The sequence below is a fragment of the Chryseobacterium sp. UF-290 genome, assembly GCF_058245615.1.
On record NZ_JBSICB010000010.1, the window covers coordinates 127229 to 149946 of the forward strand.

19 protein-coding genes and 1 tRNA gene are annotated in these 22718 nt (G+C 38.4%); 5 read left to right on the forward strand and 15 right to left on the reverse strand.

What is annotated here, in order from left to right:
* Positions 1-147: 147 nt before the first annotated feature.
* From AC4IF5_RS13385 to AC4IF5_RS13415, 7 genes are all read right to left on the reverse strand, one after another.
* On the reverse strand, positions 148-882 hold the full coding sequence (locus tag AC4IF5_RS13385) for a hypothetical protein (RefSeq protein ID WP_490735283.1): 735 nt from the start codon (positions 880-882) through the stop codon (positions 148-150).
* A 48-nt stretch (positions 883-930) separates the two neighbouring features.
* On the reverse strand, positions 931-1947 hold the full coding sequence (locus AC4IF5_RS13390) for a bestrophin family protein (RefSeq protein ID WP_490735285.1): 1017 nt from the start codon (positions 1945-1947) through the stop codon (positions 931-933).
* Between the two features lie 6 nt (positions 1948-1953).
* Positions 1954-2160, reverse strand: a complete 207-nt coding sequence (locus tag AC4IF5_RS13395; protein WP_490735287.1) for a hypothetical protein — start codon at positions 2158-2160, stop codon at positions 1954-1956.
* A gap of 216 nt (positions 2161-2376) precedes the next feature.
* On the reverse strand, positions 2377-3723 hold the full coding sequence (locus AC4IF5_RS13400) for a DUF3472 domain-containing protein (protein WP_490735289.1): 1347 nt from the start codon (positions 3721-3723) through the stop codon (positions 2377-2379).
* Positions 3724-3943: 220 nt separating this feature from the next.
* Positions 3944-4016: transfer RNA gene (locus AC4IF5_RS13405), tRNA-Phe, on the reverse strand.
* A 109-nt stretch (positions 4017-4125) separates the two neighbouring features.
* A complete protein-coding gene (locus AC4IF5_RS13410; RefSeq protein WP_490735291.1) occupies positions 4126-5967 on the reverse strand; it encodes a bifunctional lysophospholipid acyltransferase family protein/GNAT family N-acetyltransferase in 1842 nt (613 codons plus the stop codon).
* A 22-nt stretch (positions 5968-5989) separates the two neighbouring features.
* Positions 5990-7228: an aspartate kinase gene (locus AC4IF5_RS13415; RefSeq protein ID WP_490735293.1), complete on the reverse strand. Its 1239-nt coding sequence runs from the start codon at positions 7226-7228 to the stop codon at positions 5990-5992.
* 481 nt (positions 7229-7709) lie between these two features.
* On the opposite strand from AC4IF5_RS13415, the gene fbp reads away from it, so the two are divergent.
* Together fbp and AC4IF5_RS13425 are read left to right on the forward strand one after the other, a co-directional pair.
* A complete protein-coding gene (fbp, locus tag AC4IF5_RS13420; protein WP_490735294.1) occupies positions 7710-8726 on the forward strand; it encodes a class 1 fructose-bisphosphatase in 1017 nt (338 codons plus the stop codon).
* Entirely contained in the window at positions 8727-9731 is a 1005-nt protein-coding gene (locus tag AC4IF5_RS13425; RefSeq protein WP_490735296.1) for an o-succinylbenzoate synthase, read from the forward strand.
* 5 nt (positions 9732-9736) lie between these two features.
* On the opposite strand, the gene AC4IF5_RS13430 is transcribed toward AC4IF5_RS13425, so the two are convergent.
* Both AC4IF5_RS13430 and AC4IF5_RS13435 read right to left on the reverse strand, forming a co-directional pair.
* Entirely contained in the window at positions 9737-9889 is a 153-nt protein-coding gene (locus AC4IF5_RS13430; protein ID WP_490735298.1) for a bacteriocin-like protein, read from the reverse strand.
* A gap of 473 nt (positions 9890-10362) precedes the next feature.
* A complete protein-coding gene (locus AC4IF5_RS13435) occupies positions 10363-11493 on the reverse strand; it encodes an alpha/beta hydrolase (RefSeq protein ID WP_490735300.1) in 1131 nt (376 codons plus the stop codon).
* Positions 11494-11646: 153 nt separating this feature from the next.
* On the opposite strand from AC4IF5_RS13435, the gene AC4IF5_RS13440 reads away from it, so the two are divergent.
* On the forward strand, positions 11647-13320 hold the full coding sequence (locus AC4IF5_RS13440) for a glutamine--tRNA ligase/YqeY domain fusion protein (RefSeq protein ID WP_490735302.1): 1674 nt from the start codon (positions 11647-11649) through the stop codon (positions 13318-13320).
* An 89-nt stretch (positions 13321-13409) separates the two neighbouring features.
* Here the strand turns inward: AC4IF5_RS13440 and AC4IF5_RS13445 are convergent, their stop codons facing one another.
* The 3 genes from AC4IF5_RS13445 to AC4IF5_RS13455 form a co-directional block, all read right to left on the reverse strand.
* The gene (locus tag AC4IF5_RS13445) at positions 13410-14306 is read right to left on the reverse strand and encodes a 3-hydroxyacyl-CoA dehydrogenase (protein WP_490735304.1); all 897 of its coding nucleotides are present in this window, start codon (positions 14304-14306) and stop codon (positions 13410-13412) included.
* 88 nt (positions 14307-14394) lie between these two features.
* The gene (locus tag AC4IF5_RS13450) at positions 14395-16335 is read right to left on the reverse strand and encodes an oleate hydratase (RefSeq protein WP_490735306.1); all 1941 of its coding nucleotides are present in this window, start codon (positions 16333-16335) and stop codon (positions 14395-14397) included.
* Between the two features lie 89 nt (positions 16336-16424).
* Entirely contained in the window at positions 16425-17303 is an 879-nt protein-coding gene (locus AC4IF5_RS13455) for an AraC family transcriptional regulator (RefSeq protein ID WP_490735308.1), read from the reverse strand.
* A 301-nt stretch (positions 17304-17604) separates the two neighbouring features.
* On the opposite strand from AC4IF5_RS13455, the gene AC4IF5_RS13460 reads away from it, so the two are divergent.
* Complete coding sequence (locus AC4IF5_RS13460) at positions 17605-18786, forward strand: MFS transporter (protein ID WP_490735345.1); 1182 nt, start codon at positions 17605-17607, stop codon at positions 18784-18786.
* 90 nt (positions 18787-18876) lie between these two features.
* On the opposite strand, the gene tssD is transcribed toward AC4IF5_RS13460, so the two are convergent.
* Both tssD and AC4IF5_RS13470 read right to left on the reverse strand, forming a co-directional pair.
* Positions 18877-19281: a type VI secretion system tube protein TssD gene (gene tssD, locus AC4IF5_RS13465; RefSeq protein ID WP_490735309.1), complete on the reverse strand. Its 405-nt coding sequence runs from the start codon at positions 19279-19281 to the stop codon at positions 18877-18879.
* Positions 19282-19445: 164 nt separating this feature from the next.
* Positions 19446-20414: a YpdA family putative bacillithiol disulfide reductase gene (locus AC4IF5_RS13470; RefSeq protein WP_490735311.1), complete on the reverse strand. Its 969-nt coding sequence runs from the start codon at positions 20412-20414 to the stop codon at positions 19446-19448.
* Between the two features lie 163 nt (positions 20415-20577).
* On the opposite strand from AC4IF5_RS13470, the gene AC4IF5_RS13475 reads away from it, so the two are divergent.
* A complete protein-coding gene (locus tag AC4IF5_RS13475; protein ID WP_490735313.1) occupies positions 20578-21231 on the forward strand; it encodes a hypothetical protein in 654 nt (217 codons plus the stop codon).
* Positions 21232-21371: 140 nt separating this feature from the next.
* Here the strand turns inward: AC4IF5_RS13475 and AC4IF5_RS13480 are convergent, their stop codons facing one another.
* Positions 21372-22685, reverse strand: a complete 1314-nt coding sequence (locus AC4IF5_RS13480; RefSeq protein WP_490735314.1) for a glycosyltransferase family protein — start codon at positions 22683-22685, stop codon at positions 21372-21374.
* Positions 22686-22718: the final 33 nt, after the last annotated feature.

Here is a 22718-nt window from a genome sequence, read left to right on the forward strand (position 1 = left end):
TGAAAAAATATGTTATTGTAGCTTATAGGATGGTTTAAACACTTGTTCATCAGGGATTTGGTTCTTTTTTATTGTTAAGCTCCTAAATCATCTATTTAGAGATGCTTATTTATAGAGGTGCAGGAAATTTCATGTAGGCCCGGAGAATTATTCATAATATTCTTTCATAAGGCTTTTCCGTTCTTGGGTTTCCAGGTTGATATATTCAAACTTTTTATATTGGCAGAATGATCCCATATCTTTGTCTCCGTTGATAAAAATACTTCCTACCAAAATCACGTATTTACAGGGATAGTTGGTTTCTTTTACCAATACTTCAATGCGATCATCTATAGCTTCATACATTACTTCGGTAGCTTCGAAAATCTGATTCTCAGCATTCAGGATCCTGTCTTTACTATGAAGAAATATCTGCTCTATGGTATTCATCTGAAAATCCAGTGAAGTGATATTACCTTCTATGATTTGCCCTGCTGCCAGTTTTCCTAATGCCCCTTTTGCTGCACCACAGCAGGCTGAATTACTACTTTGTCCTATTCTGCTGATTTCTCCTATTTCTCCATTTTTAGTAATTCCGATATGGGGTGCATAAAAAATGACTACGGCTCCATCCTCTGGTACATGATGGGCAAATGCTCCCATTCCCGTAAGACCTGCAAAAGGAAAACCATCGAGCCCTCCCAAATGAAATGGACCCAGCATTTCATAGGCCCTCGGTGGATATTGTATTGCGTTAACATCATCACAGCACATGCTGTCGGCATGCATCAATTGATTAGGTTTTAATTCTAAATGCTTTTCAATGGTGTCTAACAGCCGGTTGACCGTATCAACGGATGTTAAAGCTCTTGGATACCATTTTCTTACAGATTCTATACTCATATTTTTGTTTTTTTATACTAAATTTTGCCTGTGATATAACCTGAATTTTTACATTAAAATATTATTAACAGGTTGTAGGGCAGGGGGTAATTCTCTTTCACCAAACATTTCACGTAAGTCAATTTCTATATTCCTGCTGATTTGTGTAATCGGGATATCATTTGCATTACCCTCGAACGGGTTTTCTGTATTTTCACCAATCTGTTCCAGAACCAAAAATACCCAGCCTAGCAATACACTAAACGGAACTGTAAGCCAGACGATGCCTTCTCCAAATTTTTCCACCATTTTTGAGAACTCTCCGATAAACCCTAAAGGCAGTAAAAAACACAAGGCATTTGTAAAATATAGATTAATGCTGGAGAATTGCCGTGGATAGGGGAAGTTTTTGATTCTTTCACATTTTCCCTGCTGATCATATAATTCTTTGAGCTGATTTTCCAGGGCTGTATAATTATAATCTGAAATTCTGCCCTCTTCATTCAATGTTCTCAATTGGGTGGATTGTAAAGAAATGATCTGGGCTGCACGGTTTTTTGTAGTAAGGATATAATCTAGCTCTTCTTTACTTAAAAGAGGCTTGAGCTCATCCTCAATATTATTTTCCCATTCCGGAACTTTATAATACTTTAAATATTCCTTGTTGTAGCTTTTTGTTTTTACATGTTCCCAGCTCTTTGTTTCTCTGAGCTGAAATCTTAATGCAGTAAGCCAGGCAAAGTGGCGGTAGATAATCTGCTGATGTATTGCTGCTTCTTGTACCTTGTCATTAACTCTTATAAAATCTTTTACCAGGATACCAAAACTGCGGCTGTTATTTATGATGGCTCCATAAATCTGTCGGGCTTCCCAGCTTCGGTTATAGGTTTGGGTATTTTTAAACCCTGAAATAAAGGCTGCGGCTGTACCCAGCAGTGCTACAGGAACCCATGGGATAGCCAGCCATTTCCATTCCAAAAAATAAAATAATGAGGTAGGAATAATGCTTAAAATAAGCATTATATAGATTTTCTTCCTGGTCCACGGAATGAAATGATAAAGCTTATAATGTGAACCTGTATTCATAACAAATTAATTTTTTGATGAAAATTTACTGATCTGAATGCCGGCGAGCACTACAGTATAGAATTGTCCGGCTATACCCACAAAAGCAATTGAATCCGGTGATGGATTTTTAGATAAAGAAATTCGTTTTGTTACATGGATGTTTCTTTCCTGTAGCTTTTGGCTGGCCTTTCCTATAAAGCCCGTACTCTGCTTTGGATCTTCGCCATGCATTTTAGTAATTGTATTTTTTAGCATCATTAAAATACAAAAATGAACTATTAAAATTAAAATATCATGGTGAATTTTTCTGAACTTCCAATTCTTCATTTTTTTTAATTCATCTAATCAATCCATTGATTTACCAACTGAACTAGGAAACTAAATCGAAAATAAAAAGCCAGTTATTTTATTATAAAGTAACTGGCCGGTTATTTTTAGGTTATAATATTAAGGGAGGGTTGAAAAATTTATGTTCGGAGCTTGCGTAGGTGCGGCAATAGAAAACTGTGATCCGGGAGCAACAGTTGTATTAAAAAATCCTCCATTTTGCAAAAAGAAAGCATTGCCACTTGTTCCTCCCATTGCATCTATTCTTTGTTGCGCATTATAAGTGTTATCCACGCTAAACTTTGCTCCGGAAATGGCTACCCAGTTGCCGTCTGAAGTTCTTACCCATTGATTTTTGAATTGTGCTTTTCTGCCTTGATATCCATTTTCAGGGTTAAAATTTTCAACGAAACTATAGAAGCTTTTAAGATAAGTACTGGTTTGAGGTCTTTTCCAGCTGGCTATCAGTTTCCATGTTGTAGTATCCGGTGATAAAAACCAGGCGGTAAAATCTGTTTTTCCGCTACCGTCCGGTTCACCTTTTAATAAGAATTTATAGGTCTGTCCTGCACTCCAGTTATATTTATAATAGCTCTGTCCGCCTGAACCTTCATTGCCAAACTCTCCGATCGTTACTCCTGTACCGGATCTGTTTAGAATAATTTTGTGGTCAGGAGGAATATTATTGGGATCATCTGTATCAAATGGGCTCCATACAGAGAATAAAATTCTTCTTTCCGTAGCAGAGTTAACCTGCATTCCAAAATAGCCCGCACTAAAGCCATTTGCCATAAAATAAGAGCCAATCTTATCTTCTCCTGCAGGAACTGTTACTTCGTTGTAATAATAACTGATATTATTGGTGGTTGGAATTACGTAGTTCAGATGACAGGAAGGTCCTCTACGTGCCCAATAATAGTAAGAAGGATCATTACTGTAAATATTGGTTCCTGTAGAGGCTGTTCCACTGAAAGTAACATGTGTAACATCTGCAAAGTACCCACCGGTTTTAGAGACCCCTTGAAGATCAACTTTTACATAACCCGGAGTGGAAACCGTAAAATCTCCAACGGTGTAGTCTGTATAAGCTGGTCCTGTTAAAGTAACATTTTTGGATGTGCTGCCTACAGTTACTTTTACAACACTTGTGCCCGAAGGAACAGAAGCTTTTAACCCGATGTTTAATATTCCCATATTACTCACCCTGAAATAAGTGCTGATAACAGTATTGGAGTTCGTCCAGTTACCTAAGTTGGTGGAGGTGATAACCTCGCTGGCTCCCGAAGGCTTTACTGTTAAAAAAGAGTTTCCCGCAACCGGAACGCTGAAGGACGATGCGTTTTTTAAAGCTGAGACATTTTTTTGCGTAGCAACAGTGTCCTCTGCTACCATAGTGGTTTCTGCGCATGATTGAAAAACAAGCAGAGCGACACCCAGAAAAGTATCGGCTAGTAATTTTATTCTCATAATAGTATTGTAATTTGGTTTACCATACTAAATTAAGTTTTACTTGTCAAATAAAAAATTAATTCCCATACTTTTGATTAATTTTTTTAAACAATATGTTACGTAGAGATATATTATACTTTAGTATTAGTTTTTCAATATTTCCGAAAGAAACTAAGTGTGGAAAAAGGAGTCGTATGTAAAAAACAAAAAAACCTCTGAATAATCAGAGGTTTTCAAGTGGTTTCTCCAGGAATCGAACCAGGGACACATGGATTTTCAATCCATTGCTCTACCAACTGAGCTAAGAAACCATTATATTTTTGTTTGACTTACTTCGTTGTTTTAAAGTGATGCAAAAGTAGTAAGTTTTAGTATACAAAGCAAGTATTCATCGTACTTTTTTTGATAAAAACTAAAAACCTACTGATTATCAGCCGGATTATTTTCCTGCTCTTTTCTGATCTGATCGCTCATCTCTTCCAATACCGGTTTGATCGTGTTTTCCGGAAGATCACTGATACGGATATACATCAATCCATCGATGGCATCATTGAAGTTAGGGTCAACGTTGAAAGCGATCACTTTAGCATTTTGCTTGATGTATTTTTTGATTAAAACAGGAAGTCTCAGCTCAGGTTCAAGGTCATCAATGATCTTATCCAGCTTATTAAGATCAGATTCCATTTCCTCAAAGAAAATGTTTTTATCCCTGTCACGAAGCTTTACCTTATATTCATTTCTGGGAGTGATGTATTGAGCCACTGCGGAATCAAAGTAATTTGAACGCATGAATTCGATCATCAGAGACTTTGAGAATTCTGAGAACTTGTTGGAGATACTTACTCCTCCCATCAGGAATTTATGATCAGGATTTCTCAGGCATACATGTACGATTCCTCTCCATAAAAGGAAGAGTGGAAGAGGTTTCTGCTGATATTCCTGGCAGATATAAGCGCGGCCCATTTCGATTACCTTTTTGAAGAAAGGATGGATGTCCTGCTCAAACTCAAACAAAGAGCTTGTATAAAAGCCTTTGATACCGTATTTCTTCATGACCTCTCTGCCAAGAGCCATTCTGTAGGCGCCTGCCAGTTTCTTCTCACCATTATCCCAAAGGAACAGGTGATGGTAATGCTTATCATACTCATCCAGATCGAACGGAAGATTACTGCCTTCGCCTACCGCACGGAAAGTAAGCTCTCTCTGGCGCCCGATCTCCCTCATGATCGAAGGGATCTCTTCATAGGTTGTAAAGTAGATCTCATAATTTCCGTTGCTGAAAAGCATTTTATCCGTTCCTCTCAGTTTGTCGACATCTTTCATAATGTCTTCAACAGGAGTTTCATCAATGATGTTCTGAACGATATTTTCTTCCTTTAATAAAGGAAATTTTACCGTCAGATTCTGAAGGTTGATACTCTGGGCAAGGGATTTTCTTTTTTCATAATAAGATTTCATCATATAAACCTTACGTTTCAGAAATTCTCCCAATTCCTCGATCGTTTCCATTTCGTCCATGGCCTTTACTGTGATCGGCCGCCCGATTCTGATTCTGATCGGTTTCTCCCTGTCATTCATCATTTCAGCGGGAAGCATCAGGGTCTGCAAATTCGGGTGAAGCTTAGCCACCTGATAAAAAAGACGGCTGTTCTTCGCATGGAAATACATAGGAACTACCGGCACTTTAGCCATTCTGATAAGCTTAAGTGCCGTTTTTTCCCATTCCTTATCTAAAATTTCTCCGTAAGGATTGTTTTTGTTGGAAACTTCTCCCGCAGGAAAAATACCTACACAGCCTCCATTCTGTAAATGCTTGAGGGTCTCACGCATTCCTGAAGAGCTGCTGTAAGCTTCTTTTCTGTTTTCAAAAGGGTTTACAGAGATTACATACGGTTCCATAGGCTTGATCTTTTCCAAAAGGAAATTACCCATCACCTTGAAATCCGGACGAACCTCTGTAAGGATCTTGCACATTAAAATTCCGTCGATCGCACCCAGCGGATGATTGGAAACCAGAATAAATGGTCCCGTTTTCGGAATCTTTGCCAGATCCTCTTCAAAAGCTACATAGCTTAGGTTTCTTTCTCTTACAAATGAGTCGAAAAAGTCTTTGCCTTCCTTGTCTTTTAGTTTATCGTATAATTTATTTACTTCATTTATTTTAGCAATGCTCATCACAGCAGATGCTACCGGGTTCTTGAGGAACCCGATTTTACTTAAGCCGGAAGCTTTGATCAGATCGTTTTTCGAAATTAAACTCATGTGTGTTTAGTCGCAATTAATATTATTGTGTTACCATTTGAAGCGTATTCTTGGAAATTTGTTCCAATAATACATTTTTTTCATGGTAAAATCTGTCAATATGATCCATCTTCGCATTTCTTACTGTGAATAAAGATACATTTTTAATTGCTTCGGTTTTAAAAATTTTTTGAAGCTCTTCATTGAGCTCATCCAGTTGATTAAATTTATCCTCCAGGCATAAAGCCAGTGAAATGGCAGAATTCTGCATCAGGGAAACTTTGATTTTATATTTGGACAGATATCCGAAAATTAAGCTCATATGATCTTCCGCAATGAAAGAAAAATCTCTTGTAGAGATCTTCAACAGCGCCTGGTTTTCCTTTAAAATATAAGTTTCTTCCTGTTGGTTCTTGTCTGAAGCACCTACTTTCGTTCCTTCCTTCGTAGGGTCTACGAAAGATTTTACATAAAAAGGAATGTTTTTTTGCTGTAATGGCTGTAAAGTTTTAGGGTGGATCACGCTCGCCCCGTAATAAGCCATCTCGATAGCCTCTTCATAAGAGATATTCGAAAGAAGAGAGACGTCGCTGAACTTTCTTGGATCTCCAGTCATTACCCCCGGTACATCTTTCCATATCGTCATCGCTTCAGCATTTAAACAATAAGCGAAAATGGCGGCAGAGTAATCAGACCCTTCTCTTCCCAGCGTTACCGTAAAATTATTGTTGTCAGAACCGATGAATCCCTGAGTCACATAGCAGATCTCAGGATTTAAACGGGAAATGAATTCCTCCGTTTTTACCCAGTCTACAACACCTTCTCTGTAAGAATTATCTGTTTTGATGTAGTCTCTGGCATCCAGCCATTGATTGGTAAACTGGATCTCGTTCAGGTACTCGCTTACGATTTTAGTGGAAATCATTTCTCCGCAGCTTACTACCTGGTCATAGACAAAATCGTAGTTAGGAGATTTATTTCGCCTTAAAAAAGAGTCGATGTCATCGAAAAAGAGATTGATCTCAGCAAAAACCGCATGATTTTCAGGAAACAGACCCTCCGCAATCTCAATGTGTTTTCGTTTTATCTTTTCAATCTCAGTTTGATAGTTATCCTTTTTGAAATAAAGTTCTACAACTTTTTCCAACTCATTTGTCGTTTTGCCCATTGCTGAAATCACCAGCAAACATTTGGCAAATCCCTGGCTTTTTAGAACCATAGACACGTTTTTCACACTGTCGGCGTCTTTTACGGACGCTCCACCAAACTTGAAAATTTTCATTAAATTGTTAAAAATAAAATTGTTAGATAAAAAATTACATGAGTTTTTTACGGACGTCAAAATTATAAATTTACAACGAGATATGAAATAGTCGAGTGCCCCGATAGAATTAAGATTTCCTTAAAATAAAGCAATTGTTGCCGGGAAGCCGGAAGAAAGAGGCTGGGAATTCCTGCTGTACTGTATATTTTTGGTTATTTCAGTAAGATCCTTACTTGTTTTGATAACTTTAAAGGCCATTTTTTATTGTAAAAACTTGTATTATGCTGTCAACCAAATCACAGATAAATAAGTTGTGAAACATTTGAATTTTTCATCATCCTGGGATAACTAATTGGGTTGTATGGTGACCGGGGTTTATCTGATATTATGTTGTGTTTTATATGTATTGTGCTGAAAAACAGCTGATAACATCGTTTGTAATTAAATTTTCTTAATGTGATAAATTTTCCGAAATTTGGGAAAACCTAAAAAGTAAAATATGTCAGATCAATCATTACAGACGCTAGGAGAATTTATTATTGATAAACAGGAAGATTTTCAGTATTCCACAGGGGAGTTCTCCCGTCTTCTAAGTGCTATAAGGTTGGCTTCAAAAGTTGTAAACAGAGAAGTAAATAAAGCCGGACTTGCAGATATTCTGGGGATGGCCGGAAATGAAAACGTTCAGGGAGAAGAGCAGCAGAAGCTGGATGTTCTTGCCAACGAAATCTTTATCACAGCGCTTTCGCAGAGAGAAGTGGTATGTGGTATCGCCTCAGAAGAAAACGATGACTTTATCGATATCAAATGTGGTGAAAACGGACATTTAAGTAAATATGTGGTATTGATCGATCCTTTGGACGGATCTTCCAATATCGATGTGAATGTTTCCGTAGGGACTATTTTCTCTATTTACAGAAGAGTGACAGAACCCGGAACCCCTGTACAGCTGGAAGACTTCTTACAGAAAGGAATCAACCAGATTGCAGCAGGATATGTGATCTACGGTTCATCTACAATGATCGTGTATACGACAGGAAACGGGGTGAACGGATTTACATTGGATCCTTCTTTAGGAACATATTACCTTTCCCACCCGAATCTGAAGTTTCCTGCGAGCGGAAAAATCTATTCCATCAACGAAGGGAACTATATCAAATTCCCTCAGGGAGTAAAAAATTACCTTAAATATTGTCAGATGGAAGAAGGTGACCGTCCTTATACTTCAAGATATATAGGATCTCTGGTTGCTGATTTCCACAGAAATATGCTGAAGGGAGGAATCTATATCTATCCATCTTACTCTCAGGCTCCGAATGGTAAATTAAGACTGCTGTATGAATGTAACCCGATGGCATTCCTCGCAGAACAGGCCGGAGGAAAAGCTACAAATGGATTCAGAAGAATTCTGGAAGTGGAACCGACTGAGCTTCACCAGAGAATTCCGTTCTTCTGCGGAAGTATTGAAATGGTAGAAAAAGCGGAAGAGTTTATGCGTATCGACAGCGTAAAATAGATGGAAGCAACATATTTAAAATATTTATTACAGTTTAAACGCCCGAGTGGAACATCTCGAGGCGTTTTGCTTGATAAGGAAACCTTCATCCTTACAATTTCGGAAGACGGAAAAAAAGGAATAGGAGAGTGTGCCATTTTCAGAGGATTGAGTTTTGATGACAGACCGGATTATGAAGAAAAGCTAAAATGGCTTTGTGAAAATATTGGAAAAGATCCTGCATATTTAAAGGAAGAGCTGAAGGAGTTCCCATCCATATGGTTTGGATATGAACAGGCTGTCCTGAATCTGAAACATGGAGAGAACCTATACTTTCCGAGCGAGTTTACAGAAGGAAGATCTGCCATTACGATCAACGGACTGATCTGGATGGGAGATGTCGGCTATATGGAAGAACAGATTCAGGATAAGCTGGAAAAGGGATTCCATTGTATTAAACTGAAAATTGGCGTCGACTGGAAATCGGAGCATATCATTCTTCAGCAATTAAGAGAAAAATTCTCTAAAGATCAGTTAGAGCTCCGTGTAGACGCTAATGGAGGATTCAGCAAGGAAGAAGCGGTAATTGTTTTACAGCAGCTGGCTGACCTGCATATTCATTCCATTGAACAGCCTATTAAAGCCGGAAACTGGGATGATATGGCACAACTTTGTGCTGAAACACCCACGCCGATTGCCTTGGACGAGGAGCTGATCGGCATTGCCGATCCTTTAGAAAAGAAAAGATTACTGGAGACAATACGGCCGCAATATATTATTCTGAAGCCTGCTTTGGCAGGTGGTTTTGCCGGTTCGGATGAATGGATCTCCCTCGCAGAAGATCAAAATATAGGCTGGTGGATTACTTCGGCGTTGGAAAGCAATATAGGGCTGAATGCTATTGCGCAATATACCTTTACAAAAAAAAGTCCAATGCCTCAAGGTTTGGGCACTGGAGCTTTATTTGTCAATAATTTTGAAACAAGTCTGGATCTCAGAAATGAGTTACTTTGGTTCAAAATATAAGAGCATTAAGGCTGTGGACATACAGGGTTGTTCCAATGGTCGGCATCCCATTCTCTGCAGCATCTGGCTCTTGGGTCCCAGTTGTTGCATCCGATAGGGATTATTCCTCCTTTGATTGTTTTCAATTCTCCTTTTTGTAATTTTTTTAGATTTTTCATGACCGATATTTTAATTTGATAGGTAAATATCCAAAACCTTTTTGAATTATACAATATCTGGTGAATTATTTATTATATTTTAACAGAATGCGGGGTTTTTATATTGATATCAAAAAGGCTAAAATCAAAATGTATCGTGTAACCTTATCCTGCACTTGGGGAAAAATAATCGCATGGAAATAAATTCCTGCAAGCATATGTAGGAATTGTAACGGTAGTTCGTAGGTATCTAAAGAATAATGATGGGGTTGGAAAACCTGTATTTTATAGGTGGATACTCAGTTTAAATCACATCTTTTATAAAGATGGCCTTCTTTATATACCTCAAGATATAAGAAAAGTTTTTTTTAATCTTTCTCATGATAAAAAAATTGTAATTCTCTGAAGTATGAATTGGCAATCTCCATGCCATTATGCAGTCGTGCTGTAACTTTAACATATGGCAAATTTTATAAGTTTTTTTTAATATATCATTAAGAAATAATTGTGAAAATATTTTCGTTATTTTTTGATCTATTGGTGATAAGGTTTCTGTCAATTCCATACAGGTTTTGAAAAATATCATTTTGGACCTGTGAGCTGGAAAGGTAACCCCAATGGTTCCCTACTTCAAATTTGAAGCCGCTTAAAAGATCATCTTTTACGAAAGTACAGTCGATGACAGAGACAATATCTTTGAACCTATCAATATCACTCGGCCCGTTTTTACCTAATCTTGGGGTAAGGATGTTTTTGGTAAACTGTGATATTCCCAGAATGGTATCCTTTCTGTTCAGATAGATGGAAATACGGTTGGCCAGTAACGGAAGCTTATTGAAGGAATCTTCAGAATCTTCAAACACTTTGTATGTTACATCAGAATTCAGCAGAAGAACCTGATCGATCACTCTCAGGATATTCTCTCTTTTCAGGCTATACAGCATGCTTTGAAGCACCCTGTTTCCCATAGAATGAGCCACAATATGGATTCTCTGATTGCATGGTACAAGATCATGGTTAGAGAAAATATCTTTTAAAAACTGAGTGTAGAAATAAAATAATCTCATCAATGATGTCCCGGAATTGATGCTGGAAGCCTTATCATCAAAATAAGTCAGCGGAACGATACTGCTTGATGCCGGCCAGCTTACAAACAGGATGTGCTCTACAGGAGAAGCAGGATTGTCAATGAAAAGCTTCTTCAGATCAAGAATGGCCTTTAATTCATCGTCGAAGGTGTAAGCATATCCATGAATGAAGATCAATACATCACTTCTGTCCTTTGTGGATGACATGTTTTTGTAAAGTTCGTAAAACATTCGCTGGGTTCCGCCGAGATTATTAGCGGTCAGTGAGGACTTTTCAATTCCCTTCTCACTCAACAGGACTTCCAGGACTTCTTCGTACCCCTGTTTTTCAGGTTCTGAGAATAGTTTGTAGTCCAAGATATTTCTGTTCGTGTAATCTTTCTTCTTTTTGGCCTGTGCGGTAGGCTCTTTATAATGGTCAAAATCACATTTGGCAATCCTGAAATTGGGGATCGAATACTCATCATTGGAAAAAGAATCTACTTTTTCTCCTTTATGACGGACTATTTTCCGGTTACTTAAGATATAAACGGCCATGATCGGTAATTTGGTAAATGGTTTTGGCTTTTTCTAAATTAGTGAAAAATACTGAATTACCATGGATAAGGCTTTTAAATTATCACTTTCACAAACACTTATTTTTCCGTAACTTTGTACAACTTTTTTTGCTAAAAAATAAAAGCTAATTTAATGGAAGAAGAAAAAAAATCCCTCAATTTTATTGAGCAAATTATTGAAGATGATCTGGCAAACGGACTGAAAAGAGATCAGATCCGTTTCCGTTTTCCCCCTGAGCCGAACGGTTACCTGCATGTAGGGCATACAAAAGCCATCTGCATCAACTTCGGGCTGGGCGAAAAATACAACGCTCCCGTAAACCTTCGTTTCGACGATACGAATCCTGAAAAAGAAGAACAGGAATTCGTAGATTCTATCAAAAAAGACGTTGAATGGTTAGGTTTCAAATGGGACAAGGAATTGTATGCATCAGACTACTTCCAGCAGCTTTATGAATGGGCAGTACAATTGATCAAAGAAGGAAAAGCTTACGTAGATGAGCAGCCTTCTGAAGTGATTACGGAACAGAGAAAAAATCCTGCAGAACCGGGAGTTGAATCTCCCTACAGAAACCGTCCGGTAGAAGAATCCCTGGATCTGTTCGAAAGAATGAAAAACGGAGAGTTTGAAGAAGGAACAATGTCACTTCGTGCAAAGATCGATATGCTTTCACCGAATATGAACATGCGTGATCCTGTGATGTACAGGATACTGAAAAGACCTCACCACAGAACAGGCACGGCATGGAAGATCTATCCGATGTACGATTGGGCACACGGAGAGTCTGATTACCTGGAGCAGGTTTCGCATTCATTATGCTCATTAGAGTTTGAAAACCACAGACCTCTTTATAACTGGTACCTGGAGCAGGTATATGATGAAGCTAAAGTGGCCCCTAAGCAGAGAGAATTTGCAAGGATGAATGTTTCCTATATGATTACTTCCAAAAGAAAGCTTCAGAGATTGGTAGCTGAAGGCGTGGTGACCGGATGGGATGATCCCAGAATGCCTACTATTTCGGGAATGAGAAGAAAAGGATTTACTCCGGCTGCTATCAGAAACTTTATTGATAAAGTAGGAGTGGCCAAAAGAGAAAACCTGATCGAAATCCAGTTGCTTGACTTCTGTGTACGTGAAGACCTGAATAAAGTGGCCAGGCGTGTAATGGCTGTTGTAGATCCTGTAAAATTGGTGATCGAAAACTATCCTGAAGACAAGGAAGAATGGCTGGATACGGAAAACAATCCTGAACAGGAAAATGCTGGAACTAGAGAAATTCCGTTCTCAAGAGAACTGTATATTGAGCGTGAAGACTTCAAAGAAGAAGCTAATAATAAGTTCTTCAGACTGAAATTAGGCGGAGAAGTTCGTCTGAAATCTGCTTATATCATTAAAGCTGAAAGAGTAGAGAAGGATGAAAATGGTGAGATCACTACCATCTACGCTACTTATGATGAGAAGAGTAAGTCAGGAAGCGGAACGGAAGAAAGTTTAAGAAAAGTAAAAGGAACTTTACACTGGGTATCTGCAAAACATGCTATCCCTGTAGAAGTGAGAATTTACAACCAATTGTTTACAGTAGAACAGCCTGACGCTGAAAAGGATGTGGACTTCTTAAACTTCATCAACCCTGAATCTGTGACTACCATTCAAGGTTTTGCAGAGCCAAGCCTGAAAGATGTGGCGGTAGGAGAACCATTACAGTTCCAGAGAATCGGATACTTTACCAAAGATCAGGATTCTACGGATTCTTCTCTGGTATTCAACCGTACAGTAACTTTGAAAGATTCTTATAAGCCTGAATAATTTCAGGAAAGATCAATGATAAAAAAAGCAGGACTTAATATGAGTCCTGCTTTTTTATTTTAATAGTTTTAAATTTGAAACTCCGGATATTATTTCAGAAAATCTTTGTCCTGATAAGAAGGATTGGGGTATTTATAAAACCCTTCACCTGTCAGAACACCTAGCTTTCCTTTATCAATATAGTCTTCTTTTAATTTTTCAACCGCTTTAATCTTCAATGGATCCTGAGTTTCTTCTGCTTCCATTTTGTTGATATTATAAGCTGTCGTAATTCCTACGACATCCAGAATGCCAAACGGGCCTACCGGAGCTCCGGTAGCGACCATCCATGTTTTATCAATCGTTTCAATATCTGAAACTTCGTCGATCCAGAGATTGACAGCCGCTCCCAGTAACGGAACGAGCAGTGAGTTGACAATATATCCCGGCTGTTCTTTGTAAATGGGCAGTGCTACCATTCCGATGGCTTTGGCAAATTTGATAACCGAATCAAATACTTCCTGCAAAGTTCCCGGATGTCGCATGACCTCTCCTGTATTGTGCTTCCATATTTCGTTGGCAAAATGAAGCGCTACAAATTTTGCAGGCCTTCCCGTAGCTTCTGCAAACTGACTTGGAAGAAGGGTGGAAGAGTTGGTTGCAAATACCGTTTTTTCCGGAGCTACCTGAGCAAGCTTATGGTAAAATTCGGTTTTGATGGAAGGATCTTCAGGAACAGCTTCTATAAGAAGATCTGCATCTTTTACCGCTTCTGCAAGATCAGATGAATAGCTTAGGTTTTTAAATGTTGCATCCAGTTGCTCCTGTGTCGCATTCAAATCCCGTTTATATGCCTCGCTTAAATCGGTGAATTTACTTTTGGCTTTTTCCAGTACTTCGTCATTGATATCATAAACTGTAACTTTGAATCCGTGATAGGCAGTCTGGAAAGCGATCTGATATCCTAATACGCCACTTCCGGCTACCGTTATATTTTTAAAATCCATGAGATTTATTTTTATATTGAAGATTAAACTGTTTTAAAAGTAAGCTGTAATAACAGACTTTTAAAACAGTTTTATTTTATAAGCCTGTTTAGCCTTTTACTCCTTTAATCCAATCCTGGAATTTTCCAACCTGCTCCATAAAGAAAGACTCATGCTCTTCTTTCTCTTCCGGACGGTTGACCAGGATATGCTCAAAATAGGTTCCTTTCAGAATTTTTCTTAAGATACCTTCTCCTAAGAATGGCTTATAGTCATTAAGCGCCTGAGTGGCTTTTAACAAATGCCTGATATCATACTGCAACGGATTGATGTCCGGAACCTGCTTGTTGAGGTTAAGAAGGTTGTAAACGGCTATTCGTGCTGTTCTTACAGAGCTTTCCATGGTGAATACAACATCATTGTTGGTCTCTACAAACTGTCCTACCAATCCTAAATTGGTACATCCCTCAGGAACGACTCTCGGACGGTCTCCCTGTGCTCTTGGCATAAACATAGAGGTGATGTATGGCATGAACGCGGTACGGACTATCGTATTTTCAATGACATTGTCAAGCTTATCTGCTATTCCCAGATGGTAACAAAGCTCTTCAAGGATTTCGTTTCCGGTACACTGAGGCATTGTTTTTTTAACATAATTGCCTTCTTTATCCATTAATAAGGCGTATACCCATACGACAAGGATGTCATCCGGCTGTGTAGGGAAGTGTGGCTGTCTGTTGCATGTAAAGCTCATGACCCAGTTAGAATCTGTAATGGTAATAATACCTCCGGTTGCTGTTTTCCCTGAATAAGGATCATTTACACACAATTCTTTTAACTTCTCCGTGAAAGCAGACGGTCTGCACGTTAATGTTGCGGATTCCCATGAAGATTTTTCAATATGGCTGCAGAATTTTTCGGGTTTTCCAAATACTTCGGATTTAGCGGCAAGGTTTTTCCAAAGTTTCCATCCCGCACTTTGGCCTGCACTGCTGTTATTTATGGTTACTTCCGGAACCGTGTTGTTATCTCCATAGAAAGTACTCTCTGTCATTGATCCTGTAGTGACGATGACATAATCATCTTTTCCGATGGGGATTCTTACCTCCTCTCCGTTTTGCTCGGTGATGATCCCTTCTACTGTTTTTCCTTCGGTATTGATATGGATGTCCAGATCCTTTACTAAAGTATTGAATTGTATCTGTACCCCTTTTTCAACGAGGAAGTTCTTTAATGGGGTGACATAGGTATCATATTGGTTGTATTTCGGGAATACAAGGCACGAAAAGTCTTTCATCCCGTCAATAGCATGCAGGAATCTGTGCATATACAGTTTCAGCTCCAATAAGCTGTGCCAGTTTTCGAAAGCGAACATGGAACGCCAGAAGAACCAGAAATTACTGTTGAGGAATGATTCCGCAAAATAATCTTCAATGGTCAGATCGTCAAGCTCTTCTTTTTTCTTTAATAAAAGTTTTACGATTGCCAGCTGGTCTTTTTTCTCAAGTCCGAATTTGCTGAAATCCTTGATCTGTCCCTGATTATGGATCAGCCTTGCTTTAGAATAGTTCGGGTCATTGTCATTGATAAGGCGGTATTCGTCCAGTACACTGTACGGAGCAGGTAGCTCCAGTGCAGGAATATCCTGGAACATATCCCATAGATTTTCATAGGTCATATCCATTTCTCTTCCGCCACGGATAATATAGCCGTCCTTTGCATTACCGGCGCCATCCAGGGACCCTCCTTCGATGTTAAGCTGGTCGAGGAAAATGATATTTTTGCCGGGAACATGTCCGTCACGAATGAAATAATAGGCGGCAGACATACCCGCAATTCCGCTTCCGACAATATATATTTTACTGTTTTCGTAAGATTGTAAAGGAATCCCTTTGTTACGTTGATAGTTTCCGATTTGGTCGGAAAAAGGCATTGTCTTTTCGGGAGTGTTAATCTGAACCTCTTTACTTGAATCCGGTTCGTGGTTTACTTTTCCAAACTGGTCAGAGGCATTTAAAACTTTGTCGAATTTTGAATTGATCGTACTCATTTTTTATTGTTTTTAATTAACATTATAAAGGTACTCCTATTCAAAAAGCAATGTATATCCCCAATGTCAGAATTACTGTCCCCAAATTCTTACGACTGTATATTTTCTTTTATCCGGTATTCAGAAGGGGAGAGGGAAGTATGTTTTTTGAAAAAACGTCCGAACGCGGATGCGGAATTAAACTGGAGTTCAAAGGCAATTTCTGAGATGGTGATATCAGGATTTCCAAGCATAACATAAGCTTCTTTCAGTAATGTTTCATCAATGACCTCGTGAGGGGTCTTTCCACATGCCTTTTTTATAAGGTCGATGAGGTATTTATTGGAAATGCAAAGCTGATCGGCATAAAACTGAACGGTTCTCTGCTCTCTGATATTTTCCCTGATCAGTTTACTGAATTTCAGATAAAGGTCTTTTTTTCCTTCTTCTTTCTCCGAAGCTGCGCCATTTTCATCTTCTATGATCTCTGCAGTTTCAAGCAGCAGATTGAAGATAATGGTACGGATAATTTCTTCTGTAAACTTTCCCTGTTTCCGGGATTTCTTTTTAAGATAGTCCAGCAGGTTCTGAAGCTGTGAAGAATGTCTTGCAGTCGTTTTCACAATACTGTAAGAACCTTTGGAGAAAAGGTTCATCTTTTCAATGATAAAAGGGTTCGAAATATTCTTGATCAGAAAATTTTTATCAAAGAATAATAGCTTCATCATAAAATCATCACTTGTTTTGATAAACTTTACAATGGTGGAAGGGGCGGCAATGAGAAAGCTGTTGGTATTCACTTTATATTGCTTACGGTCTATCTCAATGTTTATTTCTCCTGCCGTACAGATGCATAAGGCATAATAATCCATTCTGAAAGGAGCCTTTGGGAAGTTAAAAATGGGTTTTCCTGAAGAGATATAATAGGATTGGCGGCAGTCAATACTATAAAAAGATAAGGTGTCGTGTAAATTCTCGTAGGTTACCATTCTTATGTATTGATTTATTTTTTATAGTGTATTTTAGTGATTTTAGGTTAAAAGGGCTATTATTACTGCAATTTACGAATTTTATAAAAGCCTCTAAGCTTTGCATATCAAAAATATTCACTTTTTTCCGGGTACAGATGATCGCCTGTTTGTATCAATGTCATGTATAAAAAAATGTTTTAAATAAAGGGTTTGGGCTATTTTTATCTAACTTTGCATTTTCAAATTTCCCCAGGACATTATTGTGAAACTAATTAACTTATATACGAGTTCTTTCAAAGGACTCTCGCAGGAGAGTTGGATGCTGGCGTTGGTAATGCTCATCAACAGGGCGGGTTCTATGGTACTTCCTTTTTTGGGAGTTTATATGACCAATCATTTACATTTTAGTATTGAAAATTCAGGAATTGTGCTGAGCTTTTTCGGGATTGGCTCTGTCATCGGATCATGGCTGGGAGGAATGATTACCGATAAAATAGGGGAATACAGAGTCCAGAGTTTGAGTTTACTGCTCAGTGTTCCTTTATTTTGTTTAATTCCTCTTTTTACGACGGAGGCTGGACTGGCAGGGATTATTCTGGCTCAGAGTATTGTAAGTGAAACTTTCCGGCCGGCCAACTCGGTAGCCATTACAAAATATGCCAGGCCTGAAAATATTACCAGAGCTTTTTCACTGAACCGTATGGCTGTCAATTTGGGATTTTCTATAGGTCCTGCACTGGGAGGTATTTTATCTGCTATTTCATACGAATTCCTGTTTTTCAGTAATGCTTTAGCGGCTTTGCTGGCTGGGCTTATGTATATCTGGTTTTTCAGAGGACGTGCGAAGCTGGCAAAACAGGAAGCGAAAAAAGTAAAAGAAGCAATAGTCATAAAAAAGGAAAGCTCTCCTTACCGGGATGGCAAATTTTTGATCTACAGTGTGTTCTGTATGCTCTTTTCCATATGTTTTTTCCAGCTGTTCAGTACCCTGACGATATTCTATAAGGATACGGCGCATCTGAGCCAGCAGAATATTGGATATATCCTGGGATATAGCGGTTTTCTGATCGTACTGCTTGAAATGGGGTTTGTGCAGCTGGCAGAAAAGTATTTTACCTTGGCTTTTACCATGCTGATCGGAACCTTCCTGTGTGGAGTTTCGTATGCTATGCTGGCTTTTGATTACAGTATAGTTGTGCTTCTGATTTCCATGACGTTGCTTTGCATAGGAGAGATATGGACGTTACCTTTTATGGCGACCATTACGGCACTGCGTTCGGGAGAGAATAATAAAGGAGCTTATATGGGGCTGAACGGAATGGCTTTTTCGATAGCATTTATCATTACGCCATATATAGGAACACTGATTGCAGATAAACTGGGATTCCGGATATTGTGGATTGGGACAGGGATATTGGCGGCAACTATTGCAGCCGGTTTTTATTTTATCATTCCCTGGATGCTTAAAGATAAGACAAAGGCTGAGGATGATCTGCTTTAAAGCAAGTATGGTTTAATAATAGAAAACAGACAGAATTATACTTCTGCCTGTTTTTTATTTTTGATATTATTGTCTGTAGTTTCTTAAATGCTAAGATGGCCATGCTCCGTAATAAGAAGAATTACCAAGCTCAATCTGTTCTGCGCTTACCACAAAACTGATATACATACTGTTTTCGTCCACAGCATCGAAATCTACTTCGTGTTGGATGACGTAACCGTTCGTCCATTTTAATGTGGTTAATGTTCCCTCTTCATGAGATTTGTTGAAGGTAACTTCACCTACGGTTGGCTTATATTTTCCGTTCAGAAAGCTTTCCAGAATATCTGCTTTTTCTGTTGCCTCTATTGTAATTTTGATCAGAGCATTAGAAGGGTCTGATGCTACACGTCCCGAAGTATCTATAGCTCTTGAGACGCTGTAATTAAGTTTTAATAATTTTTGGCCTTCACCGTTGTTGAATTTTAAAATTCCTCTTGAATTTCTTTCTGCCATGGCTAGTAACTTTAATAATTAATATTCTGTGATCTAATCTATTACCAAAAATAAAAAAGTATTTGTTACACAGACAAAAAAACAGGCGTAAAATTCAAAAAATATAATTTCTGCCTATAGAAGGCGGTGAATTTTATGGATCTTATTGTTTATAAGTGAATTATTTATCGCGTTTTAGATAAAATTGAATTAATGATCATATCCGCATGGATTCTGGAGTTTTCAATAAACCAGAGATGAGTGTCTTTTCCTCCGCATACGACGCCGGCAAGGTAAAGATCAGGGATATTTGTTTCCATCGTTTCAGGATTATAGAAAGGATTCAGGCAGTCACCATTCAGTTGGATTCCTGAATTTTTCAGAAAATCAAAGTCGGGAAGATACCCTGTCATGGCCAGAACAAAATCATTTTCAATCTCGTGGATCTGTTGGTCTACGGTTTTAAAAACAACAGATCTTTCCTTGATTTCAACGATCTCTGAACTGAAATGAGCTGTAATACCGCCTTCTGCAATTCTATTTTCAATATCCGGCTTTACCCAGTATTTTACACTTTTTGAAATCTCAGAATGACGGATGATCATGGTCACTTCAGCTCCTTTTCTATAGGTTTCAAGAGCTGCATCCACTGCAGAATTGCTCGATCCTACCACCACTACTTTCTGTCTGGCATAAGGATAAGGTTCTGTATAATAATGTCTGACTTTCGGTAGATCTTCTCCCGGAATATTCATAAGGTTGGGAATGTCATAAAATCCGGTTGCAATGACCACATTTTTTGCCTGGTATTTTGTCTTTGAAGTTTCAATATCAAATATTCCGTTATGTTTTGAAACATTCAGAACCTTTTCATAGAGATGAATGTTCAGTGCTTTTTGTCTGGCAATTCCCTGATAATATTCCAAGGCATCCTGTCTCCCCGGTTTGGGAGCTGTGGAAATAAAAGGAATACCGTCAATTTCCAGCTTTTCAGCTGTTGAGAAGAATCGCATATACAAAGGATAATGGTATAAGGAATTGACAATGGTTCCTTTTTCTATGATTACATATTTCAGGTTATTTTTCCGGGCTTCAATGGCACAGTTTAAACCGATAGGCCCGGCTCCTATAATGAGAATGTCCAAAATTTCCATAGAACAAAGGTACGATGTATTTGTGAAATGAGAAGTTAGAACTCAGATGTTAGATATTGGGAGGATGGGGCAAAAACACTATTACCTCAGACCTTCAAACTCACATCACAAATCCTGCTTGGCATCAGTTTTGGTGCTTTTATCTATTGCCAAAAATTTAAATATGAAAAGACTATTTATTTCAATGCTTGTGTTGGGGCTGGTTATAGCCTGTAAGAAGGAGGTTGGTAAGCCTGTTCCCAATGAGATAGACTCCATGGCACAGGCGAAATCTGACAGTGCTGCAAGCGCAGTTAAAAATAATGCGGCTAAAGAGACAGCATTAAAACAAAGCAATGATGAGGTCCTGCAGACTTTAAAGAATAAAGATTACAAAGCTTTTGCATCATTGATCCATCCTGAAAAAGGAATCCGTTTTTCAATGTATGCCTTTGTCAATGTAAAAGAGGATAAGCACTTCTCAAAAGCTGATTTTGAAAAATATCAGCCTACCAAAACAATATTCACCTGGGGAGCACTGGATGGATCCGGAGATCCATACAAAGCAACGATCAATGATTACCTTGGGAAATGGGTTTTCACAAAAGATTTTACAGCAGGTCAGTATTCACTGAATAAGTTTATTGGAGGAGGTAATTCTTTGAATAATTTAAAAGAAATTTATCCTAAAAGCGATTTTACAGAAAATTATCTGAAAGGTATTGACAAAAATGGAGAATATGGCGAAATGGACTGGAAAACGGTTCGCTTTGCATTTGAAGAATTTCAGGGTAAATATTACCTGGTCGCTGTAGTGAATGATCAGTGGACGATTTAAGAAGTTAGAAGTTAGAAGTTAGAAGTTAGAAGCGGGAGGATGGAATTTACTTTTAGTTGTAAGTAATAAGAGTTTTAGAAGGTCATTAGCTATCTTAGTGATGATAATGGACTTCAGGTTTCCAGCCTCCGGCTTCTTTTTTATAAAATCTCAGTCAGTTGCTGAGTAAGGTTTCTCCTTGAGAACTTTTCAATTCCCTGAGTATTGGCTGTAAGGGTTCCATTTTTCCAGCCCTCAAACTTTTCAAGGATAAATTTTTTCAGGATCTCATGATCAATATAGCTGAAATGCTTTCCTGCCCGGGTTTCTTCCAGGATCTTTTCTACATCAGCCTTATCCGGTCCGAATGAAAGGATCTGTTTTCCTGTAGCAAGGTATTCAAATATCTTTCCGGGAATAATTCCTTTTGATGATTCATTCGGGAAGTTGGTGATAAGTAGCATATCCGAATTTTGCATTTCCTCAACAGCTTTACCGTGAGAAAGATATCCCAGATTCACAATATGCTCTTTCAGGCTTGTGTTTTCAATAGAATTCAAAATTTTATCATCAATTCTTCCTACAAATTTTAAGCTGAAATATTTTGCAAATTCCGGATCGTCTTTTACCAGTTCATCAAGAACTCTCCAAAGGATTTCAGGATTCCTGAGCTGTTCTAAAACTCCGATATAGCTTAGGGTAAATTTATTTTCACTATTTTGCCCATTGATCTCTTCGCCTTTTTGACTTTTTGCCTTTTCAGCTGCATCACTTTCATCAAATCCATTGGTAATACAAACCGCATTGGCTCCTGCCTTCCTGAAATTTTCAGCATCAGTATAGCTTGTGGCGAGGGTAATGTCTGCGTTTTTAAAGACCGCACTTTCTAGCTGGCGATGTTTCTTGTCGGAACTTTTGGTTAATTTTAAATGCTTGTAGTATGAAATTTCCGTCCATGGATCACGGAAATCGGCAATCCATTTCAGGTTAGGGAGTTTATCTTTAAGTCCTAAGCCGATCAGATGAAGGGAGTGGGGCGGACCGGAAGTTACGATAGTATCTATTTTATTTTCCTTCAGGTATTTTTCCAGAAACTGAACGGAAGGCTTCACCCAAAATACCCTTGCGTCAGGAATGAAGAAATTTCCCCTTATCCATATCGAAAGCCTGGATTTCCAGCTTTGATTCTTACCTACATCAAACTGTCCGGCTTTAAATTTTTTATTGCTTTTATTAAGCTTTTCAGCCAGCTGATAAGGCTCCCAGATCTTTGTTCTTACCATTTCAATATGTTCAGGAACATCTTTCATCAGAGTCTCATCCAGCAAAGGGTAGCTTGGATTTTCCGGGGTATAAATGACAGGTTTCCACCCGAAATCAGGCAGATATTTGGCAAACTTCAGCCATCTTTGAACACCAGGACCTCCCGCAGGAGGCCAGTAATAGGTGATGATCAATATTTTCTTCTGTTCCATGTTGATTTGTTTGCCATTTTGAATGACATGTGA

What these genes read in the sequence shown, in the direction of transcription:
- AC4IF5_RS13385 (WP_490735283.1), bottom strand. Translation starts at nt 882, where the DNA reads ATGAGTATAGAATCTGTAAGAAAATGGTATCCAAGAGCTTTAACATCC.
- AC4IF5_RS13390 (WP_490735285.1), bottom strand. Translation starts at nt 1,947, where the DNA reads ATGAATACAGGTTCACATTATAAGCTTTATCATTTCATTCCGTGGACC.
- AC4IF5_RS13395 (WP_490735287.1), bottom strand. Translation starts at nt 2,160, where the DNA reads ATGCATGGCGAAGATCCAAAGCAGAGTACGGGCTTTATAGGAAAGGCC.
- AC4IF5_RS13400 (WP_490735289.1), bottom strand. Translation starts at nt 3,723, where the DNA reads ATGAGAATAAAATTACTAGCCGATACTTTTCTGGGTGTCGCTCTGCTT.
- AC4IF5_RS13410 (WP_490735291.1), bottom strand. Translation starts at nt 5,967, where the DNA reads ATGAGTTTAATTTCGAAAAACGATCTGATCAAAGCTTCCGGCTTAAGT.
- AC4IF5_RS13415 (WP_490735293.1), bottom strand. Translation starts at nt 7,228, where the DNA reads ATGAAAATTTTCAAGTTTGGTGGAGCGTCCGTAAAAGACGCCGACAGT.
- fbp (WP_490735294.1), top strand. Translation starts at nt 7,710, where the DNA reads ATGTCAGATCAATCATTACAGACGCTAGGAGAATTTATTATTGATAAA.
- AC4IF5_RS13425 (WP_490735296.1), top strand. Translation starts at nt 8,727, where the DNA reads ATGGAAGCAACATATTTAAAATATTTATTACAGTTTAAACGCCCGAGT.
- AC4IF5_RS13430 (WP_490735298.1), bottom strand. Translation starts at nt 9,889, where the DNA reads ATGAAAAATCTAAAAAAATTACAAAAAGGAGAATTGAAAACAATCAAA.
- AC4IF5_RS13435 (WP_490735300.1), bottom strand. Translation starts at nt 11,493, where the DNA reads ATGGCCGTTTATATCTTAAGTAACCGGAAAATAGTCCGTCATAAAGGA.
- AC4IF5_RS13440 (WP_490735302.1), top strand. Translation starts at nt 11,647, where the DNA reads ATGGAAGAAGAAAAAAAATCCCTCAATTTTATTGAGCAAATTATTGAA.
- AC4IF5_RS13445 (WP_490735304.1), bottom strand. Translation starts at nt 14,306, where the DNA reads ATGGATTTTAAAAATATAACGGTAGCCGGAAGTGGCGTATTAGGATAT.
- AC4IF5_RS13450 (WP_490735306.1), bottom strand. Translation starts at nt 16,335, where the DNA reads ATGAGTACGATCAATTCAAAATTCGACAAAGTTTTAAATGCCTCTGAC.
- AC4IF5_RS13455 (WP_490735308.1), bottom strand. Translation starts at nt 17,303, where the DNA reads ATGGTAACCTACGAGAATTTACACGACACCTTATCTTTTTATAGTATT.
- AC4IF5_RS13460 (WP_490735345.1), top strand. Translation starts at nt 17,605, where the DNA reads ATGCTGGCGTTGGTAATGCTCATCAACAGGGCGGGTTCTATGGTACTT.
- tssD (WP_490735309.1), bottom strand. Translation starts at nt 19,281, where the DNA reads ATGGCAGAAAGAAATTCAAGAGGAATTTTAAAATTCAACAACGGTGAA.
- AC4IF5_RS13470 (WP_490735311.1), bottom strand. Translation starts at nt 20,414, where the DNA reads ATGGAAATTTTGGACATTCTCATTATAGGAGCCGGGCCTATCGGTTTA.
- AC4IF5_RS13475 (WP_490735313.1), top strand. Translation starts at nt 20,578, where the DNA reads ATGAAAAGACTATTTATTTCAATGCTTGTGTTGGGGCTGGTTATAGCC.
- AC4IF5_RS13480 (WP_490735314.1), bottom strand. Translation starts at nt 22,685, where the DNA reads ATGGAACAGAAGAAAATATTGATCATCACCTATTACTGGCCTCCTGCG.